Source organism: Pseudomonas syringae (assembly GCF_000737245.1).
GTDB lineage: Bacteria > Pseudomonadota > Gammaproteobacteria > Pseudomonadales > Pseudomonadaceae > Aquipseudomonas > Aquipseudomonas syringae_J.
Genome location: NZ_JPQU01000011.1, coordinates 1 through 19,329, shown reverse-complemented (window position 1 = coordinate 19,329; position 19,329 = coordinate 1). Strand labels below are relative to the sequence as shown.

The following is a 19,329-nucleotide window of genomic DNA, read 5'->3' as shown; positions in this document are numbered from 1 at the left end:
AGGCGGCGGAATATATTGTAAATAGTTACCGGTAGCAATTGGGATTCATTGCTATTTAGTAAGAAATTTCATTCAATACCCATTCTCTCTACAAAATTTTCATGTCCAAGGGTGTACGCCGCCGCTCAGGCACGCGTCCAAGCCCAAAAAATGGTGCCACGTCCATGCTTTTACACATCCCTGGCTTGTTCGATCGTGATGAAGTGGCGCGCATTCGCCAGGCGTTACAGCAGACCGAGTGGGCCGACGGCAAGATCACTGCCGGCTATCAGTCGGCCAAAGCCAAGCACAATCTGCAATTGCCGGAAGGTCACCCACTGGCACTTGAAGTGGGCAGTGCCATGCTCGAACGCCTATGGGCCAACCCGCTGTTCATGTCAGCCGCTTTGCCGCACAAGGTGTTCCCGCCATTGTTCAACTGCTACACAGCAGGTGGCAGCTTCGACTTCCATATCGACAATGCCGTACGCCAGGCCAGAGGCAGCGCCGAGCGGGTCAGGACCGACCTGTCCGCCACGCTGTTCTTCAGCGACCCGGACGAATACGACGGCGGCGAACTGGAAATCCAGGACACCTACGGCACCCAGCGAGTGAAACTGCCCGCTGGCGACATGGTGCTGTACCCGAGCACCAGCCTGCACAAGGTCAGCGCGGTGACCCGTGGCACCCGTTACGCCTCGTTTTTCTGGACCCAAAGCCTTGTGCGCGAAGACAGCCAGCGGGCGCTGCTGTTCGAAATGGACAATGCCATCCAGGCGCTGACCCGTGATGTGCCGGACCACCCTTCTCTGCTCAAACTGACCGGCACCTACCACAACTTGCTACGCCGCTGGGTTGAGGTCTGATCCATGAGCTGGAATCTGCAGCGCGAAGAAGTCCTCAATGGCGATCAACTGCGGGCCATGCTCGCCGCCAACCCCGCCAAGGCTGCTCAGGCAATCGTTGCCGCAGCGGGGCAGAACATTGTCGAAGCCCAGGCATTGCTGGGGCAGATTCTGCTGGACGGGCAAGGTATCCAATGTGATCAGGCATTGGCGCGTCAATGGTTTGAAATTGCCGCCCGCAACGGTCATGTCATGGCCCGCAACATGCTGGGGCGCTGTCATGAACATGGTTGGGGATGTGCAGCTGATGCGTCCATCGCAGCCAGCCACTATCAACTGGCCGCAAAGGCGGGGCTGGATTGGGGCCTGTACAACCTGGCCAACCTGCTCGCCACCGGTCGTGGCGTCAGTGAAAACCATCCACTGGCTCTGCGCTGCTACGCACAAGCCGCGCAGATGGGCCACGCCAAATCGATGAACCTGCTGGGGCGGTATCTGGAAGAAGGCCGGCACTGCCCTGCCGATCCGAGCGCTGCTTTCGAGTGGTATCGACGCTCGGCCGAAGGCGGGGATTTCCGCGGGCAGTTCAGCCATGCCGCTGTACTGGCTGGTCAAGGCCAGCTCGAACAGGCCGTGGCCTGGCTGAAAATCGCTCTGGAAAACGGCAACCTGAATTTCCTGCGCGTGGCCCGCAAAACCCTGGCCGTCGCGCCTATCCCGGCTGTCAGAGCACTGGCCGCAGACTACCATCGCCGCGCCGCGTCACTGGGCGATGAAAGCGACCGGGCCGCGTACGCCTCTTTGACTTGAACTGAAGGAGCTGTCGCCGAAGGCTTCGACTCGCGGCGATTTTCTTCGTAGGCAAGCGCCCGTTCTTCTGTGAAGTCCCCTCATCCCTCCTACAACTCGTGTCCCCAATTCCGCTTTGACTCCCAACGGCACTAACTCTAGCCTTGAGTTCGTGCAAAGGAACTTGCACTACCAGAATTACAATTCATTAAAGGATTAATGAAATGTCTACAAATGAAAACATTACCGATACGAACAGCTCCGTCGTCGATAACGCCAGCCTGGCTCCAAAAATACTGATCGATGCCTCGGTAGGCCGCTTGGACAACGTAACTCGCGAGCCAGGCTTGATCCTCACCAAAGAGCAGATCAAGAACATCAAATACTATGAAATGTTAGGTCTTAGACTGCCAGTTGAACTGCAAGCCGTCATTACTTATCTCGGTTATGAGAAAGGTGCCGGCAACGGCCTCGACGCCGAACACTTCCAGGATACGTTTAAAACCGTTCGCAACCATGCCAGCACTTGGAACCCATTACGGGTTGATCTTCTTGCCGTCGGCAGCAAGCTAAGGGTATTTGCAGGACAAATGCTTGTATTCGGTCAAGGTATGGAAGAAATTTTTGCCGACATCAAAAAAGGCCCGCTCACACCGTACAACATCAAGACACTGGAAGATCTAAACAAGGTTGAGCTGGAGCTTGGCAAAAACTATCCCGGCCTTGAACTCGACGCTGAGGACAAGGAAACGGTTAAAGATTTCAGCATTTACCTCGACAAAATGTTTACAGAAATAAAAAAACGTCAAACCGAAGCCAACCAACTCAAGGAACGACTGGATAAATTCAGCTTTGATTTGCGCAATACCGTCTACTCGGCGGTCAAGCTCAGGCTCTCTGCTATTGATAACAACACGCTGGGTGCCGAAATCAAGGCACTGAATCTTGTCATTGAGGAGCGTGCAAAAAATATCGACCTTAAAACCGAGGCATATAACAAGCTCGTCAAAGACGCCATAGGATCGGCCGCAACACTGAATGTCGTTGGCATTGGGATGTCCATTTATCTGGGCGTAGAGGCAGAAAACATTCGCAAAGAACGAAATAAAATGCGCGAAGCTCAAGCGCGCGATATCGCTACCATGAACACCAAGGATGCCATTCTGGGCCGTTTGAATACTGTCAGGCTGGAGTTGCAAAATCTGGACATGATTATCGTTGATGCAGATACGGCGACGAGAAACCTGGTTCACGTGTGGAGCACAATCGCGTCTTATATAGATCAATCTTCTGAGTTAGTACCTGAAATTACCAACGAATTAATATTAGTCCGATTCATCTTGGAATTCAGGCTGGTAATCCAACCTTGGAAGGATATCCAGCACGACACTCATCTATTACTTGACGTATTCAAACAAGCTGACGATGAATTCAGAATTGAATATGAGCAAAATGCTAAAGGAATTTAATCATGCCAACTATCAATGTTTCGCCAACGACCTTCGAGCCCTTTGATTTACTCGCCTTACAACAGGCTAAAACGAACTGCAACAACAAATGGATAGACGTGCAGACCTTCCACGGCAAGACAAATTACCTTGTCGACTTCCATAACAAAGTCCGAGCGGTAAATTCAGCCATCAACGAAGCAGAATTCCACCTGCCCGATAACGCCCTGAAAATCTATATGGACCTTACGTTTAAGGTTAGTTCCGTCAACAACTTTCAGGAAGAACTTGCCGAAGCAAGCGATGAGGAAGATCGGGAGTACATCCTCAAGGGTATAGCTAACCTCGTGAGCAAAGCCACCACTAAGACCCGTGACTATACAGTGGGACTGGCCTCAAGACTGCAACCTCTGAACGCCTCAATCAGCCGCAGTGCCTTACAGTTGAGGCTTGAAGCCTGCGAAGGCGAAGCTCTTCAAGTACCCGAAGACATCGCGAAGCTTCAGGAGAAAAAAGCCGTACTGGACGGTGAATTCGCCACACTCACCAGCGCCATTAACGCGCTAGATAGTACTCCGCTGCCTGAAACCAGCAAAGAAACCACTCTCAACCCGGCGACCCTCGCCGCGCTTGGCCTCACAGCCCCGCAACTGGCAGCGGCCCAGGCAGCGCTGGACCTGCTGCAGAAAGCCCTGCGAGAGTTGAACGCTGCGCTTAATTACCTGGGGCTGATTTCGCTAAGAGATAGCCTGAGCCAACGTATCAACAAGGTCCTTGAAGATATCGCAAAAACACGCCTGGAGCAGGCTCAAATCAATGACCGAATTCGTCTTATTGAAGCTATTCAGGGCTTTGACGACGAACGCACTTCCTTCGTCAACGAGTTTTCCACCATCGTGACGTCACTGAATTCGTTCCTCGCTGAAGCTGCCAATATTGCCAGCGATGATGTATTGGGTGAGCAATTCGTTCAGAACGCTAATGCCTTGATCACTTACCTGAAACCGATTCGTTAAGGCATCTGATGTTTGCGGGGGTGCAGTTGCACCCTCGCACTTCACACAGTGTATTTCCAAGCCCAAAAAGCGCACGTCAACATGACTATTTATCTTATCGAACACGCGGACAGCGTCGGTCTGTCCAACCATCGTTATTACCTTGAGCAATTACCCCAGCGGATCGAGCTGTTCAAGATGGATCTGGGGCTGGTTCCTGCGCATGAAGTTGGCAAATACCGAGAACCCGCCCTAACCCCGACCACTGAACGCGCCAGACAGGACATGTCCAGATGGCCCGACATGGTCAAACCCATGCGCCAACTGCATCAGGACTTTGCGCTGTTCATCAGGGAAACAAACAGGTTCGTCAGCCAGCTGGAAACCTACAAGGAGTTGAAAGGCAGACCTGGTACCCGAGACTCTATCGACACACTGGCGCTGCACCTGGAGCCCTTCAATTTGACCGGCAAACTGGGTATCAGTCCGTCCACCAAGACGTCCGAAGTCGTGGCGTTGGTTAGCCAAAAGCTCCAGGACTTCGAAGGTTTGTTTAGCGTCAAAGCGACAGAAATGGAACTGATTCGACTCAGTGTTCATGAGGTCATTCCCAGGTTCATCGACTTTATGAACCTAAGAATCGTCGAGCATGAAGCCAAACATCGCCGTAACAATCAGCAGCTCTCTGCCACTGTCCTCGATGAACTGGCAACGGCAAGGAGCAAGCTTCGCTGGTCAGAAAAACAATATTTATATGGCCTGCAGGCGGCCAGCAATATGGGCACCTACTGTTCACGGATGGCTGAATTGCTTCGATACGCCAAGGCTGAGCTGGACGGTATCAATGACCGGAGCAGTGTAGCGATCCTGGCACTCTCCACCGGTTTGATGAGTGCCCGAACCAACGAATCGGAGAGCCTGGCAAAGCGCGTGTGGGAAATGTTGTAAATATCAACACAAAGGATCTGTAGGAGCTGCCTAAGGCTGCGAACAGCGGTTTATCAGACACTCCGCATTCGTCGTCGTAAACTCCGACAACTCTTACAGGCGCGCGCTGTACCTGACCTGTGAGAACAATAGATGCCCCCCTGCAGAATCAGCCAGCCACAAAAAAACCCGCGATCACCCGCGGGTTTTTTATGCAGCACTAACGCTTAAACGTAGAACGATTTCAGCGGCGGGAAGCCGTTGAATTCTACGGCGCTGTAACTGGTGGTGTACGCACCGGTGGACAACCAGTACAGGCGATCACCGATTGCCAGGTTCAACGGCAGGCCGTACTTGTAGTTTTCGTACATGATGTCGGCGCTGTCGCAGGTTGGGCCGGCGATGACCACTTCTTCCATCTCGCCTTTCTTCTCGGTCCAGATCGGGAACTTGATAGCTTCGTCCATGGTTTCGATCAGGCCGGAGAACTTGCCCACATCCGTGTACACCCAACGCTCTACAGCGGTACGGGACTTGCGCGACACGAGCACCACTTCGCTGACCAGAATACCGGCGTTGGCGATCAACGAACGACCTGGCTCCAGAATGATTTCCGGCAGATCGTCGCCGAAGTCTTCTTTCAGGTAGCGGATGATTTCTTCAGCGTAGGTTTCCAGGCTGTTGGTGCGGGTGATGTAGTTGGCCGGGAAGCCGCCGCCCATGTTGATCAGCTTAAGGACGATGCCGTCTTCTTCTTTCAGGCGCTCGAAGATCACTTTGACTTTGGCAATCGCCGCGTCCCAGACGCTGATGTCGCGCTGTTGCGAACCGACGTGGAACGAGATGCCGTAAGGCACCAGGCCCAGGTCACGGGCGAGAATCAGCAGATCCATGGCCATGTCGGTCTGGCAGCCGAATTTACGCGACAAAGGCCAGTCAGCCGTGGTCGAGCCTTCGGTCAGGATACGCACATAAACTTTCGAGCCCGGTGCAGCCTTGGCGATGTTGCGCAGGTCGGCTTCGGAGTCGGTGGAGAACAGACGCACGCCCTTCTCGTAGAAGTAGCGGATGTCCTTGGATTTCTTGATGGTGTTGCCATAGCTGATGCGGTCGGGGCTGACGCCACGGTCCATGACCTTGTCCAGCTCGTAGATCGACGCGATGTCGAAACTCGAACCTTTATCCTTGAGCAGGTCGATGATTTCAACGGCCGGGTTGGCTTTGACAGCGTAGTAAACCTTGGCAAATTCGAAGCCTGCGCGCAGGTCGTCGTAGGCCTTGCTGATCATCGCGGTGTCGATGACCACGAATGGGGTTTCTTGCGTATCGGCAAACGCCTTCATTTTGTTGAAGGTGTCGCGCTGGAAATAGTCTTCGACTTGAATCGGCATGCTGGGACTCCTACTGGCAAACTGCATTTAATCAATGGGTGCGAGGGCGTGCGCTGGCACTCCCCTATGAACGTCCTCCGTGTGTATCCCCACTTTGGTTCGCCTACTTCCCAAGGCCAATCGCCGAAAGCAAAAAGACCATATGGGGCGTGGTAAGCACGCTCCCTATGGCCTTGCTGTCTCGTCGTCAGTACTTGAGCCGGATGGATCGTTTCCAGCTTGGACGTTCGGCGCGAACTTTAGGACCTGGGGGCCTCGGAATCAACAAAAAATGTCGCATTTGCGGACGTTTCTGCCGGGACGGCACCCTGTGCCCCTTTTAACCACTGTAGTAACCGACCTGTATGACAGCCTGATGTTCCTCAGACTGCTTATTTCGCGACGGACCGGCTGTTTATCCCAGATGCAAAACACCCTGCACTTGGCAGGGTGTTTTGGCTCTTGGTAGTACCGTTGGAACGAGCGGGCGGCGATCCGACTTGCCCGCGAACCGAACGCCGGGGTACTACAGGAAGACCGCGTTATCGTTCTTCGCGGGCAAGCCCGGCTCCAACGGAGGAGTCAGATCACACTACCGATCACAACGTCCACTTCAACGAGAACATCAGGTTACGCGGGTCGCCGTAGACGCCAGTGCCGGTGCCTGTCGGGATGCCCTGCCAGTATTTGGTGTCGAACACGTTATTGAAGTTGACGCGGCCATCCCAGTGCTCGTCGAACTTGTAGCCTGCCATCAGACCAACCACGGCGTACTCATTCTGCTTCGCGTAGCCAGTGGTGGTGACGCGGGTAAAGGTTTCACTCTGGGCCAGGACGTCGCCGCCCACACGCCACTTGCTCAGGTCGCCGGTCAGGTTGTAGCTGGTGGCAGCCTTGAACAGGTGTTTCGGCTGGTTAGGGGCGAATAGACGGCCTTCGTTACGCTCGTCGGCATCTTTGACGTACTGGCTCAGCACGTAGGTATAAGCCGCCGAGAACTGCCAGTTCGGCGTCAACGCACCGCTGATTTCCGTGTCGATACCCTGGCTGCGCACTTCACCGGAGGCCGCATTACACGCACGATTCTGGGCGCTGCAGATGGCCGGCACAGGAGTAATCGCATAGGCACGGTTTTCCTGGGTCATGTCGAACAGTGCAACCGAAGCGTTCAGCGCGCCGTCGAAATACTCGCCCTTCAGGCCGATCTCGTAGCTTTCACCGGTCATCGGGTCCAGCACGGAGCCGGAAACGTCTTGTTCGGTCTGAGGCTTGAAGATTTCGGTGTAGCTGGCGTAAACCGAGTAGGTGTCGTTCAGGTCGTAGATGACACCGGCGTACGGCGTGACTTCCTGAGTCACCTTATAGTCGCCATCGCCGCTGCGGTTGTCGTAGTCATACCAACTGACGCGGCTGCCGAGGATAACGTGCAGCGGATCAATCGGGTTGAAACGCGCCACCGCGTAAGCCGACTGCTCAGTCGCCGTGTTCTTGCTCGAGTACGGCTGGCGGTCAGCACGGTCCGGCTTGGCGATCACGCCCGGGTTGAAGTTGTAGATATCAATCGGTGTTGCAGCCAGCCAGTAACCACCGTTCTGGTCGAATTTCTCCTGACGACGGCTCACACCCACGGACAGTTCATGTTCGCGACCAAACAACTGGAACGGGCCGGACAACGAGCCGTCAAGGTTGGTCTGCACATCCGTGGTGTCGTATTGACCCGAAGATTGTGCGAAGCCAGTGCCCGAGGCATCAGCGCCCAGGTAGCTGGAGAAGGTGTTGGATTCAGCCCAGATCTTGGCGGCGGAAAGCTTGGCATTCCAGCCGTTGTTGAAGCGGTGTGTCACGTCCGTGAAGACGCTGACGTTATCGCGATTCCAGTAAGCCCAGTCATTGCTCAGGAAGGTCGAGCGCGACAGGTGCAGGTTTTCGCCGTTGGGCCCGGCTGGCAATGCGCCCCAGTCCGAGGTTGCATCATCGCGCTGCTTGGACGCACCGATGGTCCAGGTGGTTGAATCGTTCAGATCGGTTTCGAGAATGCCGTAAAAGGTCTGACGCTGTTTCTCCCGCTCATCCTGGAAGCTGTGGTCATCCTGATAAGCCGCGACGACGCGACCTCGCACAGTGCCGGAATCGTTGAGTTTGTTCGAAGCGTCCACTTCGGTGCGATAACGGTCCCAACTGCCGGCGCTGGTGGTGATGCTCACCTGCGGGGTTGCCGTCGGACGCTTGCGCACCAGGTTCAGCGTCGCAGACGGGCTGCCAGCGCCAGTCATCAGGCCGGTTGCGCCGCGCACCACTTCCACGCGGTCGTACATGGCCAGATCGGCCTCCGCCAAGGTGTCTTGGGTGAAGGTGCCCAGGCTGGTTGGCAGGCCGTCGTACATCAGGTTATCGATGGTGAAACCACGGGCGAGGAACTGCTGACGGTCGCCCCCAAACTTGCGCAGGGTCACGCCTGGGGCGTATTTGACCGCGTCGTTGACGTCGTTCATGCCCTGGTCATCCATGCGTTGACGGGTCAAGACGCTGACCGACTGCGGCGTCTCACGGATCGACAACGGCAGCTTGGTCGCTGTATTCATCGAGCCGGTGGTGTAGGAGTTGGTGCCTTCGGTGGTCGATGAGCCTGCAATGCTGGTCTCGGCATTGATGTTGATGCCGTCCAGAGCAATCGAACCAGCTTGAGCCGGAGCAGCAACGCGAGCGGCATTACCTTCCACACTGGCGGTCAGACCGCTGCCTGCCAGCAGACGCTGCAAGGCCTGCGCAGGTTCCATATCGCCGCGAACGGTCGGAGCCTGTTTGCCCGCTACGGCTTGCGGATCGAACATGACCTTCAGGCCGCTGATCTGACCGAACTGCGCCAGGGACTTACCCAACGGCTGAGCAGGCAGATCAACGCGAACAGGAGCGGCCAGAATCGAGGCGGAAAAGCCAAGCGTAAGGGCAATCGTCAGCGCATTTAGAGCAGGACGGGACATCGTCAGATTCCAGAAATAGAGATGAGAGGCGCACCTGTAGGACTGGTCTGAAAATGCCGAAGAACCCTCTACCAGACATGTACGCATGTGGTGCGCATGCTAGTGGTTGGGAATCGACATGTAAATACTAATGGTTCTCAGTTGCTAAGAAAGTTTGCGATGCGCCGAACAAGAGGTGGATTTATGGGTCGTGAAGGAAAACTGCGCCTCCCGTTCGGGAGTGGTGAGATCAGTCCTGTGAGAGCGGTGCTTGCCTGCGATACAGGCGACGCGATCCATCAGGCAAACGGCGTTATCGTTCATCGCGGGCAAGCACCGCTCCCACAGAAAACTGCCACTCGCAACCTTCGGTAGCTCCTGCAAAGTTTGATGCATGCCGAAAGCCCCGCACCATTGCAGCGCGGGGCTTGCTTTCGATCAGGCCTGTGCTTCAGCCACAATGTCAGCCGGCGAAACAATACTCGTCTTGCCACCACGGGAACGGCCCGAGCTCAGGTACTCGGCGATGGATTCCTGCGTCACTTCACCCAGGAATACGTTCTCGGCATCCAACACTGGCAGCCACGAGCGGTTGAACTCGTACATGCGCGACAGCAGGATGCGCAAGTGTTCGTCGTAGGCCGCAGTCGCGTTGAAGGGACGCAGGAACTGCAGGCAATCACCGGTCTGGCGATGCAAGTCGCGACGACGCACGTAACCCATGGCTTTGTTTTCGCCATCAGTAACGACGATGTAGCGACGGTCGTTTTCGTCCATCACTTCCAGCGCATCGGCGACTGGCGTTTCCGGGCTGACCGACGGGGCGTTGTCGGCGGCGTCTTCGGCTTTCACCAACAGCAGGCGCTTGAGGGTGCTGTCCTGACCGACGAAGCTCGACACGAACTCGTCTGCCGGATGGGCCAGCAAGGTGTCCGGGTGGTCGATCTGCAGCAGTTTGCCTGCACGGAAGATCGCGATTTTGTCGCCCAGCTTGATGGCTTCGTCGATGTCGTGGCTGACCATGATCACGGTCTTGTTCAGCGCGCGCTGCATCTCGAAGAATTCGTTCTGGATCATCTCGCGGTTGATCGGGTCGACCGCACCGAAGGGTTCGTCCATCAGCAGCAAAGGCGCATCAGCGGCCAGCGCACGGATCACGCCGATTCGCTGCTGCTGACCACCGGACAGTTCACGCGGGTAGCGATGCAGATACTGCTTGGGTTCCAGCTTGATCATGCTCATCAGCTCGCGAGCACGGTCGTGGCAGCGTTTGGCGTCCCAGCCCAGCAATTTGGGCACGACCACGATGTTTTCTTCGATGGTCATGTTCGGAAACAGGCCGATCTGCTGAATCACGTAGCCGATGTTGCGACGCAGGGTCACTTCGTCCAGGCCGGTGGTGTCTTCGCCGTTGATCAGCACTTTGCCGGAGGTCGGCATGATCAGGCGGTTGATCATTTTCAGCGTAGTGGACTTGCCGCAACCCGACGGGCCGAGGAAGACGCAGATCTCGCCTTCGTTGACGGTGAGGCTGACCGAATCGACAGCCTTCACTTCTTTGCCGTTGCTTTGGAAAGTTTTCGAGAGGTTCTGTAGTTCGATCATTTCAGTAATCCTTTTGGAGTCAGCGCACGTTGCAGCCATTGCAAGAGAAGGTCAGCGATGATGGCCAGAATACTGACCAGTACCGCGCCGACGATCAGCATCGACATATCGCTGCGGCTGATTGAAGCAAGAATAAGTACACCCAGACCGCCCGCGCCGATGGTGGCAGCGATGGTCATGACGCCGATGTTCATCACCACGGCAGTACGCACGCCAGCGAGGATCACCGGGACCGCGATAGGCAGTTCAACCATGCGCAGGCGCTGGCCGAAGGTCATGCCGATGCCTTTGGCGGCTTCGCGAATGCCGGGCTCGACGCCGGTCAGCGCAAGATAGGTGTTACGCATGATCGGCAGCAGCGAGTAGAGAAACACTGCTGTGATCGCGGGCATCGGGCCCAGACCCTGGCCGAACTTGGAGTAGAACGGCAGCAGCAGACCGAACAGGGCAATCGACGGCACGGTCAGCAGCACGGTGGCGCTGGCCTGCAGTGGACCGGCGAGTGCCGGGAAGCGGGTCATCAGTACGCCCAACGGGACGCCGACCAGGATCGCCAGTGTTACTGCGATGCCAACCAGGGTGATGTGCTGCAAGGTCAGGTGAATAACCTGATTCCAGTCCAGCTGGGAGAAAACGCTAAAAAAACTCATGTCGTCTCCTTCCTTAATTGAGTGGATGCTGGCGCAGGAAATCTGCGGCAACGGTGGACGGGCTTTCATGATCCACGTCGATGCGAGCGTTAAGATCGATCATGGTCTGGCTATCCAGCAGATCAGCCAGCGGCTTGAGCAACGTGGCGATGTCCGGATGCTTGTCCAGATACTCCTTGCGGATCACCGGAGCAGCGGTGTAGTCCGGGAAGTAATGCTTGTCGTCTTCCAGCACTTTGAGCTTGAAGGCGTTCAGGCGACCGTCGGTGGTGTAGACCAGCCCGGCAAAAACCTGACCATTGCGCAGCGCGGTGTAGACCAGGCCGGCGTCCATCTGCCGGGTGTTCTCACGATCGAGATTCATGTCGTAATGCTTGACCATGCCGACCAGACCGTCAGAACGGTTGGCGAACTCGGTGTCCAGCGCTACGACATGACCCTCTTTGGCTTCGTCTTTGAGGACTTTGGTCAGGTCGGTCATGGTGTTGACCTGCGGATATTTGTCCGCCACTTTCTTCGGCAGTGCCAATGCGTAGGTGTTGTTGAATTTCGATGGAGAAAGCCAGACCAGGCCTTTCTTCGCGTCGACTTCTTTCACACGAGCGTAGGTTTGTTCGCTGTCGAGTTTTTCATCGATGTGGTTGTACGACACGAGCGAAACGCCGGTGTATTCCCACAACATGTCGAGCTGACCGCTTTCCTGTGCGCTACGGGCCAGGTTGCTGCCCAGACCGCCGGTGATTTGCACGTCGTAGTTCTTGGTACGCAAGTATTGCGCGGTGATTTCAGCAAGGATGGTTTGCTCGGTAAACACCCGGGCACCAATCCGTAACAGCGGCTTATCGGCCGCTTGGGCAAATACCGGGAACAGCACGGCAAAGCCTAGAAACAAGCATAATCTTTTCATTGGATTTCCTTCGCTCAGCGAGTCAGGCCGCGTTCCAGCCAGGTACGACTGGCGAGTGTCACCAGACCATCGAGCAGCAATGCCAGCAGTGCGGTACATACCGCGCCAAGCACGAGTTGCGGCTGATTGTTCAGGGCGATGCCAGGGAAAATCAGGCTGCCGAGGCTGTTGGCGCCGATGAGAAAGGCCAAAGGCGCGGTACCGACGTTGATCGCCAGTGCGACCCGCACACCGCCGACGATGATCGGCACGGCGTTGGGTAATTCGACCCGCCACAGGACCTGACGCGGAGTCATGCCGATGCCGGTGGCTGCTTCCTTGAGGGAACCTTGAACGTTTTTCAGGCCTTCGTAGGTGTTGCGCACGATAGGCAACAGCGAGGCAAGGAACAGAGCGAAGATGGCTGGCCCGCTGCCGATCCCGAGAATCCCGAGGGCAATGGCCAAAACGGCGAGAGGTGGAACGGTGTTGCCAATGTTGAAGATCTGCATGAAGCGTTCGGCGCGGCCAACCATGCTTGGTCGGCTAAGGGCAATGCCCGCCGGGATCCCGACCACCAGGGCCGCCAACATTGAAACCAGAACCAGAATCAGGTGAGCTTGCAGATAGAACAGCAGGTCATCCTGGTATTGTTTGATGGTACTTATGCCGATCCAGTGGATCAGCAGGGCCAGGAGTGCGATAACAACCGCACCTCCAATCAGCCCCTTGCCATAGCGATTAGCCACAGGCGGACTCCTTATTTCAGTCGGCGAACGCGTTGCCGTGACCGACCCTTGCAGGTGATCAGGAATAACGTTCGCGAAGAGCAGCGGGTGGGTCGCCGTTGAGGTTGCCCTCGGCGAAAACACAAGCCATTAGCGCAGCTTCGTCAAGCCAACATGCTGATGATTCAGCCCCTGACGTTGGCCGTTTTACTGGCCTTGACGGGGGAATGGACGTCTCCACGATCTGAAAGGTTCCCATAAAAGATGCTAATTGGCCATTGCGCATCTACTGAACGGTACGGTTATTGCCTCGACTTAGGCTATAATCTGCGCCCTTTTTTGACTCACCTGCCAGGCGATTTCCCATGACCCAACAGGCCGCCGAAGTCGCGAAACGCCGCACTTTCGCCATTATTTCCCACCCGGATGCGGGTAAAACCACCATCACGGAAAAACTGCTGTTGATGGGCAAGGCCATCTCCGTCGCTGGCACGGTGAAATCTCGTAAATCCGATCGCCATGCGACATCCGACTGGATGGAAATGGAGAAGCAACGCGGCATCTCCATCACTACCTCGGTCATGCAGTTCCCGTATCGCGATCACATGATCAACCTGCTCGACACCCCGGGCCACGAAGACTTCTCCGAAGATACCTATCGCACTCTGACCGCCGTCGACTCGGCGCTGATGGTGCTCGATGGCGGTAAAGGGGTTGAGCCACGGACCATCGCGCTGATGGACGTCTGCCGTCTGCGTGACACACCGATCGTCAGCTTCATCAACAAACTCGACCGCGATATTCGCGACCCTATCGAGTTGCTGGACGAGATCGAAGCGGTCCTGAAGATCAAGGCTGCGCCGATCACCTGGCCGATTGGTTGCTACCGAGACTTCAAGGGTGTCTACCACCTGGCCGATGACTACATCATTGTTTACACCGCCGGCCACGGCCATGAGCGCACCGACGTGCGGATCATCGAGAAGCTGGATTCGGATGAAGCCCGCGCTCACCTGGGCGACGAGTACGACCGGTTTGTTGATCAGCTGGAACTGGTTCAGGGCGCTTGCCATGAATTCAACCAGGAAGAGTTCATCAACGGTCAGCTGACTCCTGTGTTCTTCGGCACGGCACTGGGTAACTTCGGTGTCGATCACGTACTCGACGCCGTGGTGAACTGGGCGCCGAAGCCGTTGGCCCGAGTTGCCAACGAGCGCACCGTTGAACCCATCGAAGAAAAATTCACCGGCTTCGTGTTCAAGATCCAGGCGAACATGGACCCGAAACACCGCGACCGTATTGCCTTCATGCGCATCTGTTCCGGCCGTTACGACAAGGGCATGAAAATGCGCCATGTGCGTCTGGGCAAGGATGTGCGGATCGGCGACGCCCTGACGTTCTTCTCTTCCGAGCGTGAAATGCTCGAAGAGGCCTATGCAGGCGACATCATTGGTCTGCACAACCACGGCACGATCCAGATCGGCGATACCTTTACCGAAGGCGAGAACCTCGGCTTCACCGGTATCCCGCACTTCGCTCCGGAACTGTTCCGTCGCGTGCGTCTGAAGGATCCGCTCAAGTCCAAGCAATTGCGTCAGGGCTTGCAGCAACTGGCCGAAGAAGGCGCCACTCAGGTGTTCTTCCCACTGCGCAGCAACGACATCATCCTCGGCGCCGTCGGTGTGCTGCAGTTCGATGTGGTCGCCAGCCGCCTGAAAGAAGAATACAAAGTCGAATGTGCCTACGAGCCGATCACCGTTTATTCAGCCCGCTGGATCGATTGCGCGGACAAGAAGAAGCTCGAAGAGTTTGAAGTCAAAGCCGTGGAAAACCTGGCAATGGACGGCGGCGGTCACCTGACCTACCTCGCTCCGACGCGGGTCAATCTGGCCTTGATGGAAGAGCGCTGGGCCGACGTGAAATTCCGCGCGACCCGTGAGCATCATTAATAGCTGATAGCACTGCTCCCCAGGGTGGTGAAGACGTGGGACCGGCTTTAGCCGGGAAGGCGGCATTTCAGTCATCAATATGTATTGGATGTACTGGCCTCTTCCCGGCTAAAGCCGGTCCCACGTCGTCACATCCGCTTGCGGGCAGACACCTGACTACTTCACCACCATCCCCACTCCCCTGCCCCTTGGGTCGGACGCCGTCTCCAGCTTCGTGCCGTCGACCTTGATCGCCTGCACATTGCCCATCTCCCAACCCTGGTCTTCCAGCTTGTAGCCCATTGCCTTCAACTCTTCGGCAGGCTTGCCGGTCAGTGGCGCGTAAGCGTCGTAGTAAATAGTGTCCTTGGGCAGCAATTGGTGATGCACGCGCTGGGCGCCAACCGCCTCTTTAAGTGGCAGGTTGTAGTCATAGATGTTGTTAAGCACCTGGAAGATCGAGGTAAAAATCCGCGAACCACCCGGTGTGCCCAGCACCAGCGTCACTTGCCCGTCACGGGTCACCAGGCTGGGACTCATGGAAGACAGCATGCGCTTGCCCGGCTCGATGGCATTGGCGCTGCCCCCCACCACGCCAAAGGCATTGGCCACGCCAGGCTTGGAGCTGAAGTCGTCCATTTCATCGTTGAGCAAGAAGCCTGCGCCCTTGACCACCACACCGCTGCCGTAATCCCAGTTCAGGGTGTAAGTGTTGCTGACCGCATTGCCCTGCTTGTCGACGATGGAGAAGTGCGTCGTCTGGTGCGGCTCAAGGCCTGGCTTGATGTTCTCGGTCGGTGAGATGGCCGTCGGGTTGATCTCGTTGGCGCGCGTGGCGAGATAGCTGGCGTCAGTCAACTCAGTGACCGGGGCCTTGGTAAATTGCGGATCGCCAAGATAATCGGCCCGATCGGCAAACACCCTTTTTTCGATTTCCGCCAACAAGTGGATATAACGTGATGAGTTGAGCTCGACACCTTTGAAGTCATCGGCGCGCAGCTCCTTGATGCCGATCAACTGCGCCAGCGCCACGCCGCCGGAGCTGGGCAGCGGCGCGGTGTACAAGGTGTTACCGCGCCAGTTCACATGCAGAGGTTTGCGCCAGATGGCTTTGTACTCGGCCAGATCCTGTTTGGTGATCAGGCCTTTGTCTTGCTCCATCTGCTTGACCAGCAGATCAGCGGTCTGGCCCTCGTAAAACTCTTTGGCGCCCTTGTCGGCAATGCGTTCAAGGGTTTTCGCCAGCTCGGGCTGACGAAGGACTTCACCCACTTTCATGCTGCCGAAATAATCGTTGAAGTTAGTCGTTCCCTTGAAGAGTTCCAGGGCTTCCTGGCGATACATGTATTGTTTCTCGGCCACTTTGAAGCCGTTGCGCGCGTAGACGATGGCCGGGGTCAGCAATTCGGCCCAGGGTAATTTGCCGAATTTTTCGTGGGCATCCCACAGCCCCATCACTGTCCCGGGTACGCCAGCCGCCCGGGCACCCACCAGGCTCATGTTCTCGATGACCTCACCCTTTTCGTCCAGATACATGTTGCGGCTCGCGGCCTTGGGCGCGGTCTCGCGGTAATCGAGAAAATACGGTTTGCCATCCATGAACAGCGTCATGAACCCTCCGCCGCCGATATTCCCGGCTTCGGGATAAGTCACCGCCAGGGTGAAGGCGGTGGCGACCGCGGCGTCCACCGCGTTGCCGCCTTTACGAAGAATATCCGCCGCCACCTTGGCGCCGTACTCGTCCGGCGAGGCGACCGCACCGCCTTCCAGCGTCACGGCAAACGCGGCAGAAGAACTGATGATTGCCGCTGACAGGGCCAGGGTCTTGAAGATGATCAGGCGCATGAGGCTTCCTTATTGTTTGCAGAACAGACCGCAATCAGTAATGACCAGGACGGGCACAAACGCAAACGACCACCCGAAGGTGGCCGTTTTCTGACAATCAATAGTCGCTCAGGGCTCAGACCATCTCGTCAAGAATCCAATCAACCACCGAGGTGCGCTTTGGCACCCAGCCCAGCAACTCACGGGCGTTCTTGCCGCGCACCCGGCTATTGGAGCCCAGACCGTAATTGGCCATTTCATAACCCCATTCAGCCTCGGCATCCTTGAGCGGCCAGCTTTGGGTCACTGCCAGCTTCAATGCCTTGGCGATGGCGGTGCTCATGGCGACAAACGAAGCTTCACCACTTTCAACAAAGTAGAAGGTGCCCGGCTGATTCTTTTCCAGCGCCAGGGCGTATAGCTCGACGACATCTTCGATATGCACGTTGGACCAGATGTTCAGGCCCGGCCCGACATGGCGCACGACGTCACTTTTGCGGGCCTGCTTGAGCAGACGCGGCAACTGCACGCTGTCGCGCTTAACACCCAGGCTGTGACCGTAAATCAGGGTGTTGCAGATGACTGCCGAATTGACACCCTCTTTGGCGGCATCCAGCACCAGATTGTCGATGGCCACCCGCGCGGCTTTATCGGGCGTTGGCTCAGGCAGCTGACCTTCGTAATAGATGATGTCGCTGGCCTTGCCGCCGGATGCATCGCCAACAATGCTCGAGCCGCTGGTATGCAGGAAGACTTTGTTCGACCCCTTCAGGCCCGCAATCAATGCCTCGACCGCGCCGCGATGATCACTGCTCGCGGCGTTGATCACAGCGTCGGCTTTGGCGGCGTGTTCGGTCAATAGCGCACTGTCGTCCAGAGTGCCGACGACCGGAGTGATACCGAGGGCGAGCATTTCATCAGCCTGCTCGGCACTGCGCACCAGGCCGGTGACCTGATGGCCGCGCTGGACGAGACCGGTGGCGATGGAGCCACCGATGAAACCTGCGGAACCTGTGATGAATACGTTCATGGTGACTCCCACTGTCGATAGATGATGGGTTCAGTATCGGCGCGGGATTGATGCGGAAAAAGGCAGGTTTGGTTAAATCGCTTTTGCGCTGTGCGCACGAATCAAAGCGCAACTAAATTACCGAATTCCTTGATGACACAGGCAGGTCTCCGACCTGTGGGAGCGAATTTATTCGCGAATGCAATGTTAAGACCGATAAGGATACGCCGAATATACCGGCCTCTTCGCGAATGAATTCGCTCCCACGAGGTGTTGCGCAAACAATCAGCTAATCGTTAAACCACATACCCCTTCATCTTTTCCTGAATGAAATCCAGAAAGCATTGAATCCGCAGCGCCAGTTGCGAGTTGCGGTAGTACACCGCGTGGATCGGTTGGCGCTGCTGGCTGCTCGCGGCGCTCAGGATGACTTGCAGGTGGCCCAGGCGGATGTCTTCATGGGTCATGAAATGCGACAGGCAGACAATGCCCTCCCCCGCCAGCGCCAGTTGACGCAGGGTCTCGCCACTGGAGGCGGCAATGGCTGGCTGGATCAGCAGACGATCACCGTCGGCGTGACGCAGCGGCCAGTGGTTGAGGGTTTCGGTCTGGGTGAAGCCCAGCAGCACATGCTCGGTCAGGGCCGCCACGGTCTTGGGGGTGCCGTGGCGTTCGAGGTAGGCCGAACTTGCCAGAATATTCAGCGGGCTACTGCCCAGGTAACGAGCATGCAAAGTCGAGTCGGCCAGTGCCCCAATGCGGATGGCGATGTCGGTACTTTGCTCCAGCAGATCGATGATCACATCGTTGCTGTTGAGCTCCAGCTGAATGTCGGGATAACGCTGACGAAACTCGGCCACGTAGGGCACCACCGAGTGCAGCATGAAGGGGAACGCCGCATTGATGCGCAGACGTCCGGCCGGGGTCTGGTGTCGCAGCGACAAATGCTCTTCCAGATCCTCCATTTGCGCCAGAATCTGCCGAGCTCGCTCAAGGAAATATTTACCCTCTTCCGTCAGATCCATGCGCCGCGTGGTGCGGTTGATCAGCGTGGTTTCCAGCTTGGCTTCCAGGCGCGAGAGCGTCCGGCTGATGGCCGACGGCGTCTGACCGACCTGCTCGGCCGCCGCAGAAATCGAACCGCTCTCGATCACCGAGACAAACACCTGCAACTCATCGGATCGGGCTTTCATCTTTGCTCTCCGCTCAAAACAGGCTGGATATTAGCGCTATTTTGAGCAGGAAAGATCAACACATGGTCTGGAGGAATTCGATCTCTGTGGGAGCGGTGCTTGGTCTCAATATTGGCGCGATGACGTGGGACCGGCTTTAGCCGGGAAGAGGCCAGTACATCCATCCGATATTTATCGTCTGAAATGCCATCTT

At 56.5% G+C, this 19,329-nt stretch carries 16 protein-coding genes; 6 read left to right on the top strand and 10 right to left on the bottom strand.

The genetic code is table 11. The annotated features are described in order from the left end of the window. The first annotated feature begins 164 nt into the window (after positions 1-164). From IV01_RS24290 to IV01_RS24310, 5 genes are all read left to right on the top strand, one after another. The gene (locus IV01_RS24290) at positions 165-845 is read left to right on the top strand and encodes a Fe2+-dependent dioxygenase (RefSeq protein WP_032624850.1); all 681 of its coding nucleotides are present in this window, start codon (positions 165-167) and stop codon (positions 843-845) included. A gap of 3 nt (positions 846-848) precedes the next feature. Then, the gene (locus IV01_RS24295) at positions 849-1,634 is read left to right on the top strand and encodes a tetratricopeptide repeat protein (protein WP_032624848.1); all 786 of its coding nucleotides are present in this window, start codon (positions 849-851) and stop codon (positions 1,632-1,634) included. Between the two features lie 203 nt (positions 1,635-1,837). Further along, entirely contained in the window at positions 1,838-3,082 is a 1,245-nt protein-coding gene (locus IV01_RS24300) for an alpha-xenorhabdolysin family binary toxin subunit A (RefSeq protein WP_050507241.1), read from the top strand. A 2-nt stretch (positions 3,083-3,084) separates the two neighbouring features. Further along, positions 3,085-4,077 carry an alpha-xenorhabdolysin family binary toxin subunit B gene (locus tag IV01_RS24305; protein WP_032624846.1) on the top strand — a complete coding sequence of 331 codons (993 nt, stop codon included), beginning with the start codon at positions 3,085-3,087 and terminating at the stop codon, positions 4,075-4,077. Positions 4,078-4,158: 81 nt separating this feature from the next. After that, a complete protein-coding gene (locus IV01_RS24310; RefSeq protein ID WP_032624844.1) occupies positions 4,159-5,004 on the top strand; it encodes a hypothetical protein in 846 nt (281 codons plus the stop codon). 206 nt (positions 5,005-5,210) lie between these two features. Here the strand turns inward: IV01_RS24310 and IV01_RS24315 are convergent, their stop codons facing one another. From IV01_RS24315 to IV01_RS24340, 6 genes are all read right to left on the bottom strand, one after another. Further along, on the bottom strand, positions 5,211-6,374 hold the full coding sequence (locus IV01_RS24315; protein WP_032624842.1) for a type III PLP-dependent enzyme: 1,164 nt from the start codon (positions 6,372-6,374) through the stop codon (positions 5,211-5,213). A gap of 578 nt (positions 6,375-6,952) precedes the next feature. Further along, positions 6,953-9,334 carry a TonB-dependent siderophore receptor gene (locus tag IV01_RS24320; RefSeq protein ID WP_032624841.1) on the bottom strand — a complete coding sequence of 794 codons (2,382 nt, stop codon included), beginning with the start codon at positions 9,332-9,334 and terminating at the stop codon, positions 6,953-6,955. A 417-nt stretch (positions 9,335-9,751) separates the two neighbouring features. Further along, positions 9,752-10,918, bottom strand: a complete 1,167-nt coding sequence (locus IV01_RS24325) for a betaine/proline/choline family ABC transporter ATP-binding protein (RefSeq protein WP_032624839.1) — start codon at positions 10,916-10,918, stop codon at positions 9,752-9,754. Beyond that, a complete protein-coding gene (locus tag IV01_RS24330) occupies positions 10,915-11,568 on the bottom strand; it encodes an ABC transporter permease (RefSeq protein WP_032624836.1) in 654 nt (217 codons plus the stop codon). The genes IV01_RS24325 and IV01_RS24330 overlap by 4 nt, the downstream gene beginning before the upstream one ends. A gap of 13 nt (positions 11,569-11,581) precedes the next feature. Further along, complete coding sequence (locus IV01_RS24335; RefSeq protein ID WP_032624834.1) at positions 11,582-12,475, bottom strand: glycine betaine ABC transporter substrate-binding protein; 894 nt, start codon at positions 12,473-12,475, stop codon at positions 11,582-11,584. A 14-nt stretch (positions 12,476-12,489) separates the two neighbouring features. Continuing rightward, complete coding sequence (locus IV01_RS24340) at positions 12,490-13,203, bottom strand: ABC transporter permease (RefSeq protein WP_032624832.1); 714 nt, start codon at positions 13,201-13,203, stop codon at positions 12,490-12,492. 344 nt (positions 13,204-13,547) lie between these two features. Between IV01_RS24340 and IV01_RS24345 the strand changes: the two genes are divergently transcribed. Further along, positions 13,548-15,131 carry a peptide chain release factor 3 gene (locus IV01_RS24345; RefSeq protein ID WP_032624831.1) on the top strand — a complete coding sequence of 528 codons (1,584 nt, stop codon included), beginning with the start codon at positions 13,548-13,550 and terminating at the stop codon, positions 15,129-15,131. 156 nt (positions 15,132-15,287) lie between these two features. Here IV01_RS24345 and ggt read toward each other — a convergent pair whose 3' ends face one another. The 4 genes from ggt to IV01_RS26920 form a co-directional block, all read right to left on the bottom strand. Continuing rightward, positions 15,288-16,955, bottom strand: a complete 1,668-nt coding sequence (gene ggt, locus IV01_RS24350; protein WP_032624829.1) for a gamma-glutamyltransferase — start codon at positions 16,953-16,955, stop codon at positions 15,288-15,290. A 115-nt stretch (positions 16,956-17,070) separates the two neighbouring features. After that, positions 17,071-17,964 (bottom strand): NAD-dependent epimerase/dehydratase family protein, encoded by an 894-nt coding sequence (locus IV01_RS24355; protein WP_032624827.1) that lies wholly within the window; start codon positions 17,962-17,964, stop codon positions 17,071-17,073. A gap of 275 nt (positions 17,965-18,239) precedes the next feature. Further along, positions 18,240-19,136 carry a LysR family transcriptional regulator gene (locus tag IV01_RS24360; RefSeq protein ID WP_032624825.1) on the bottom strand — a complete coding sequence of 299 codons (897 nt, stop codon included), beginning with the start codon at positions 19,134-19,136 and terminating at the stop codon, positions 18,240-18,242. Then, the coding region (locus IV01_RS26920) for a hypothetical protein (RefSeq protein ID WP_229636068.1) at positions 19,133-19,329 on the bottom strand (197 nt) is incomplete at its 5' end. The genes IV01_RS24360 and IV01_RS26920, both read right to left, overlap by 4 nt.

Excerpts from the sequence above, each read along its gene's own strand:
- IV01_RS24290 (WP_032624850.1), top strand. The coding sequence starts at position 165 with ATGCTTTTACACATCCCTGGCTTGTTCGATCGTGATGAAGTGGCGCGC.
- IV01_RS24295 (WP_032624848.1), top strand. The coding sequence starts at position 849 with ATGAGCTGGAATCTGCAGCGCGAAGAAGTCCTCAATGGCGATCAACTG.
- IV01_RS24300 (WP_050507241.1), top strand. The coding sequence starts at position 1,838 with ATGTCTACAAATGAAAACATTACCGATACGAACAGCTCCGTCGTCGAT.
- IV01_RS24305 (WP_032624846.1), top strand. The coding sequence starts at position 3,085 with ATGCCAACTATCAATGTTTCGCCAACGACCTTCGAGCCCTTTGATTTA.
- IV01_RS24310 (WP_032624844.1), top strand. The coding sequence starts at position 4,159 with ATGACTATTTATCTTATCGAACACGCGGACAGCGTCGGTCTGTCCAAC.
- IV01_RS24315 (WP_032624842.1), bottom strand. The coding sequence starts at position 6,374 with ATGCCGATTCAAGTCGAAGACTATTTCCAGCGCGACACCTTCAACAAA.
- IV01_RS24320 (WP_032624841.1), bottom strand. The coding sequence starts at position 9,334 with ATGTCCCGTCCTGCTCTAAATGCGCTGACGATTGCCCTTACGCTTGGC.
- IV01_RS24325 (WP_032624839.1), bottom strand. The coding sequence starts at position 10,918 with ATGATCGAACTACAGAACCTCTCGAAAACTTTCCAAAGCAACGGCAAA.
- IV01_RS24330 (WP_032624836.1), bottom strand. The coding sequence starts at position 11,568 with ATGAGTTTTTTTAGCGTTTTCTCCCAGCTGGACTGGAATCAGGTTATT.
- IV01_RS24335 (WP_032624834.1), bottom strand. The coding sequence starts at position 12,475 with ATGAAAAGATTATGCTTGTTTCTAGGCTTTGCCGTGCTGTTCCCGGTA.
- IV01_RS24345 (WP_032624831.1), top strand. The coding sequence starts at position 13,548 with ATGACCCAACAGGCCGCCGAAGTCGCGAAACGCCGCACTTTCGCCATT.
- ggt (WP_032624829.1), bottom strand. The coding sequence starts at position 16,955 with ATGCGCCTGATCATCTTCAAGACCCTGGCCCTGTCAGCGGCAATCATC.
- IV01_RS24355 (WP_032624827.1), bottom strand. The coding sequence starts at position 17,964 with ATGAACGTATTCATCACAGGTTCCGCAGGTTTCATCGGTGGCTCCATC.
- IV01_RS24360 (WP_032624825.1), bottom strand. The coding sequence starts at position 19,136 with ATGAAAGCCCGATCCGATGAGTTGCAGGTGTTTGTCTCGGTGATCGAG.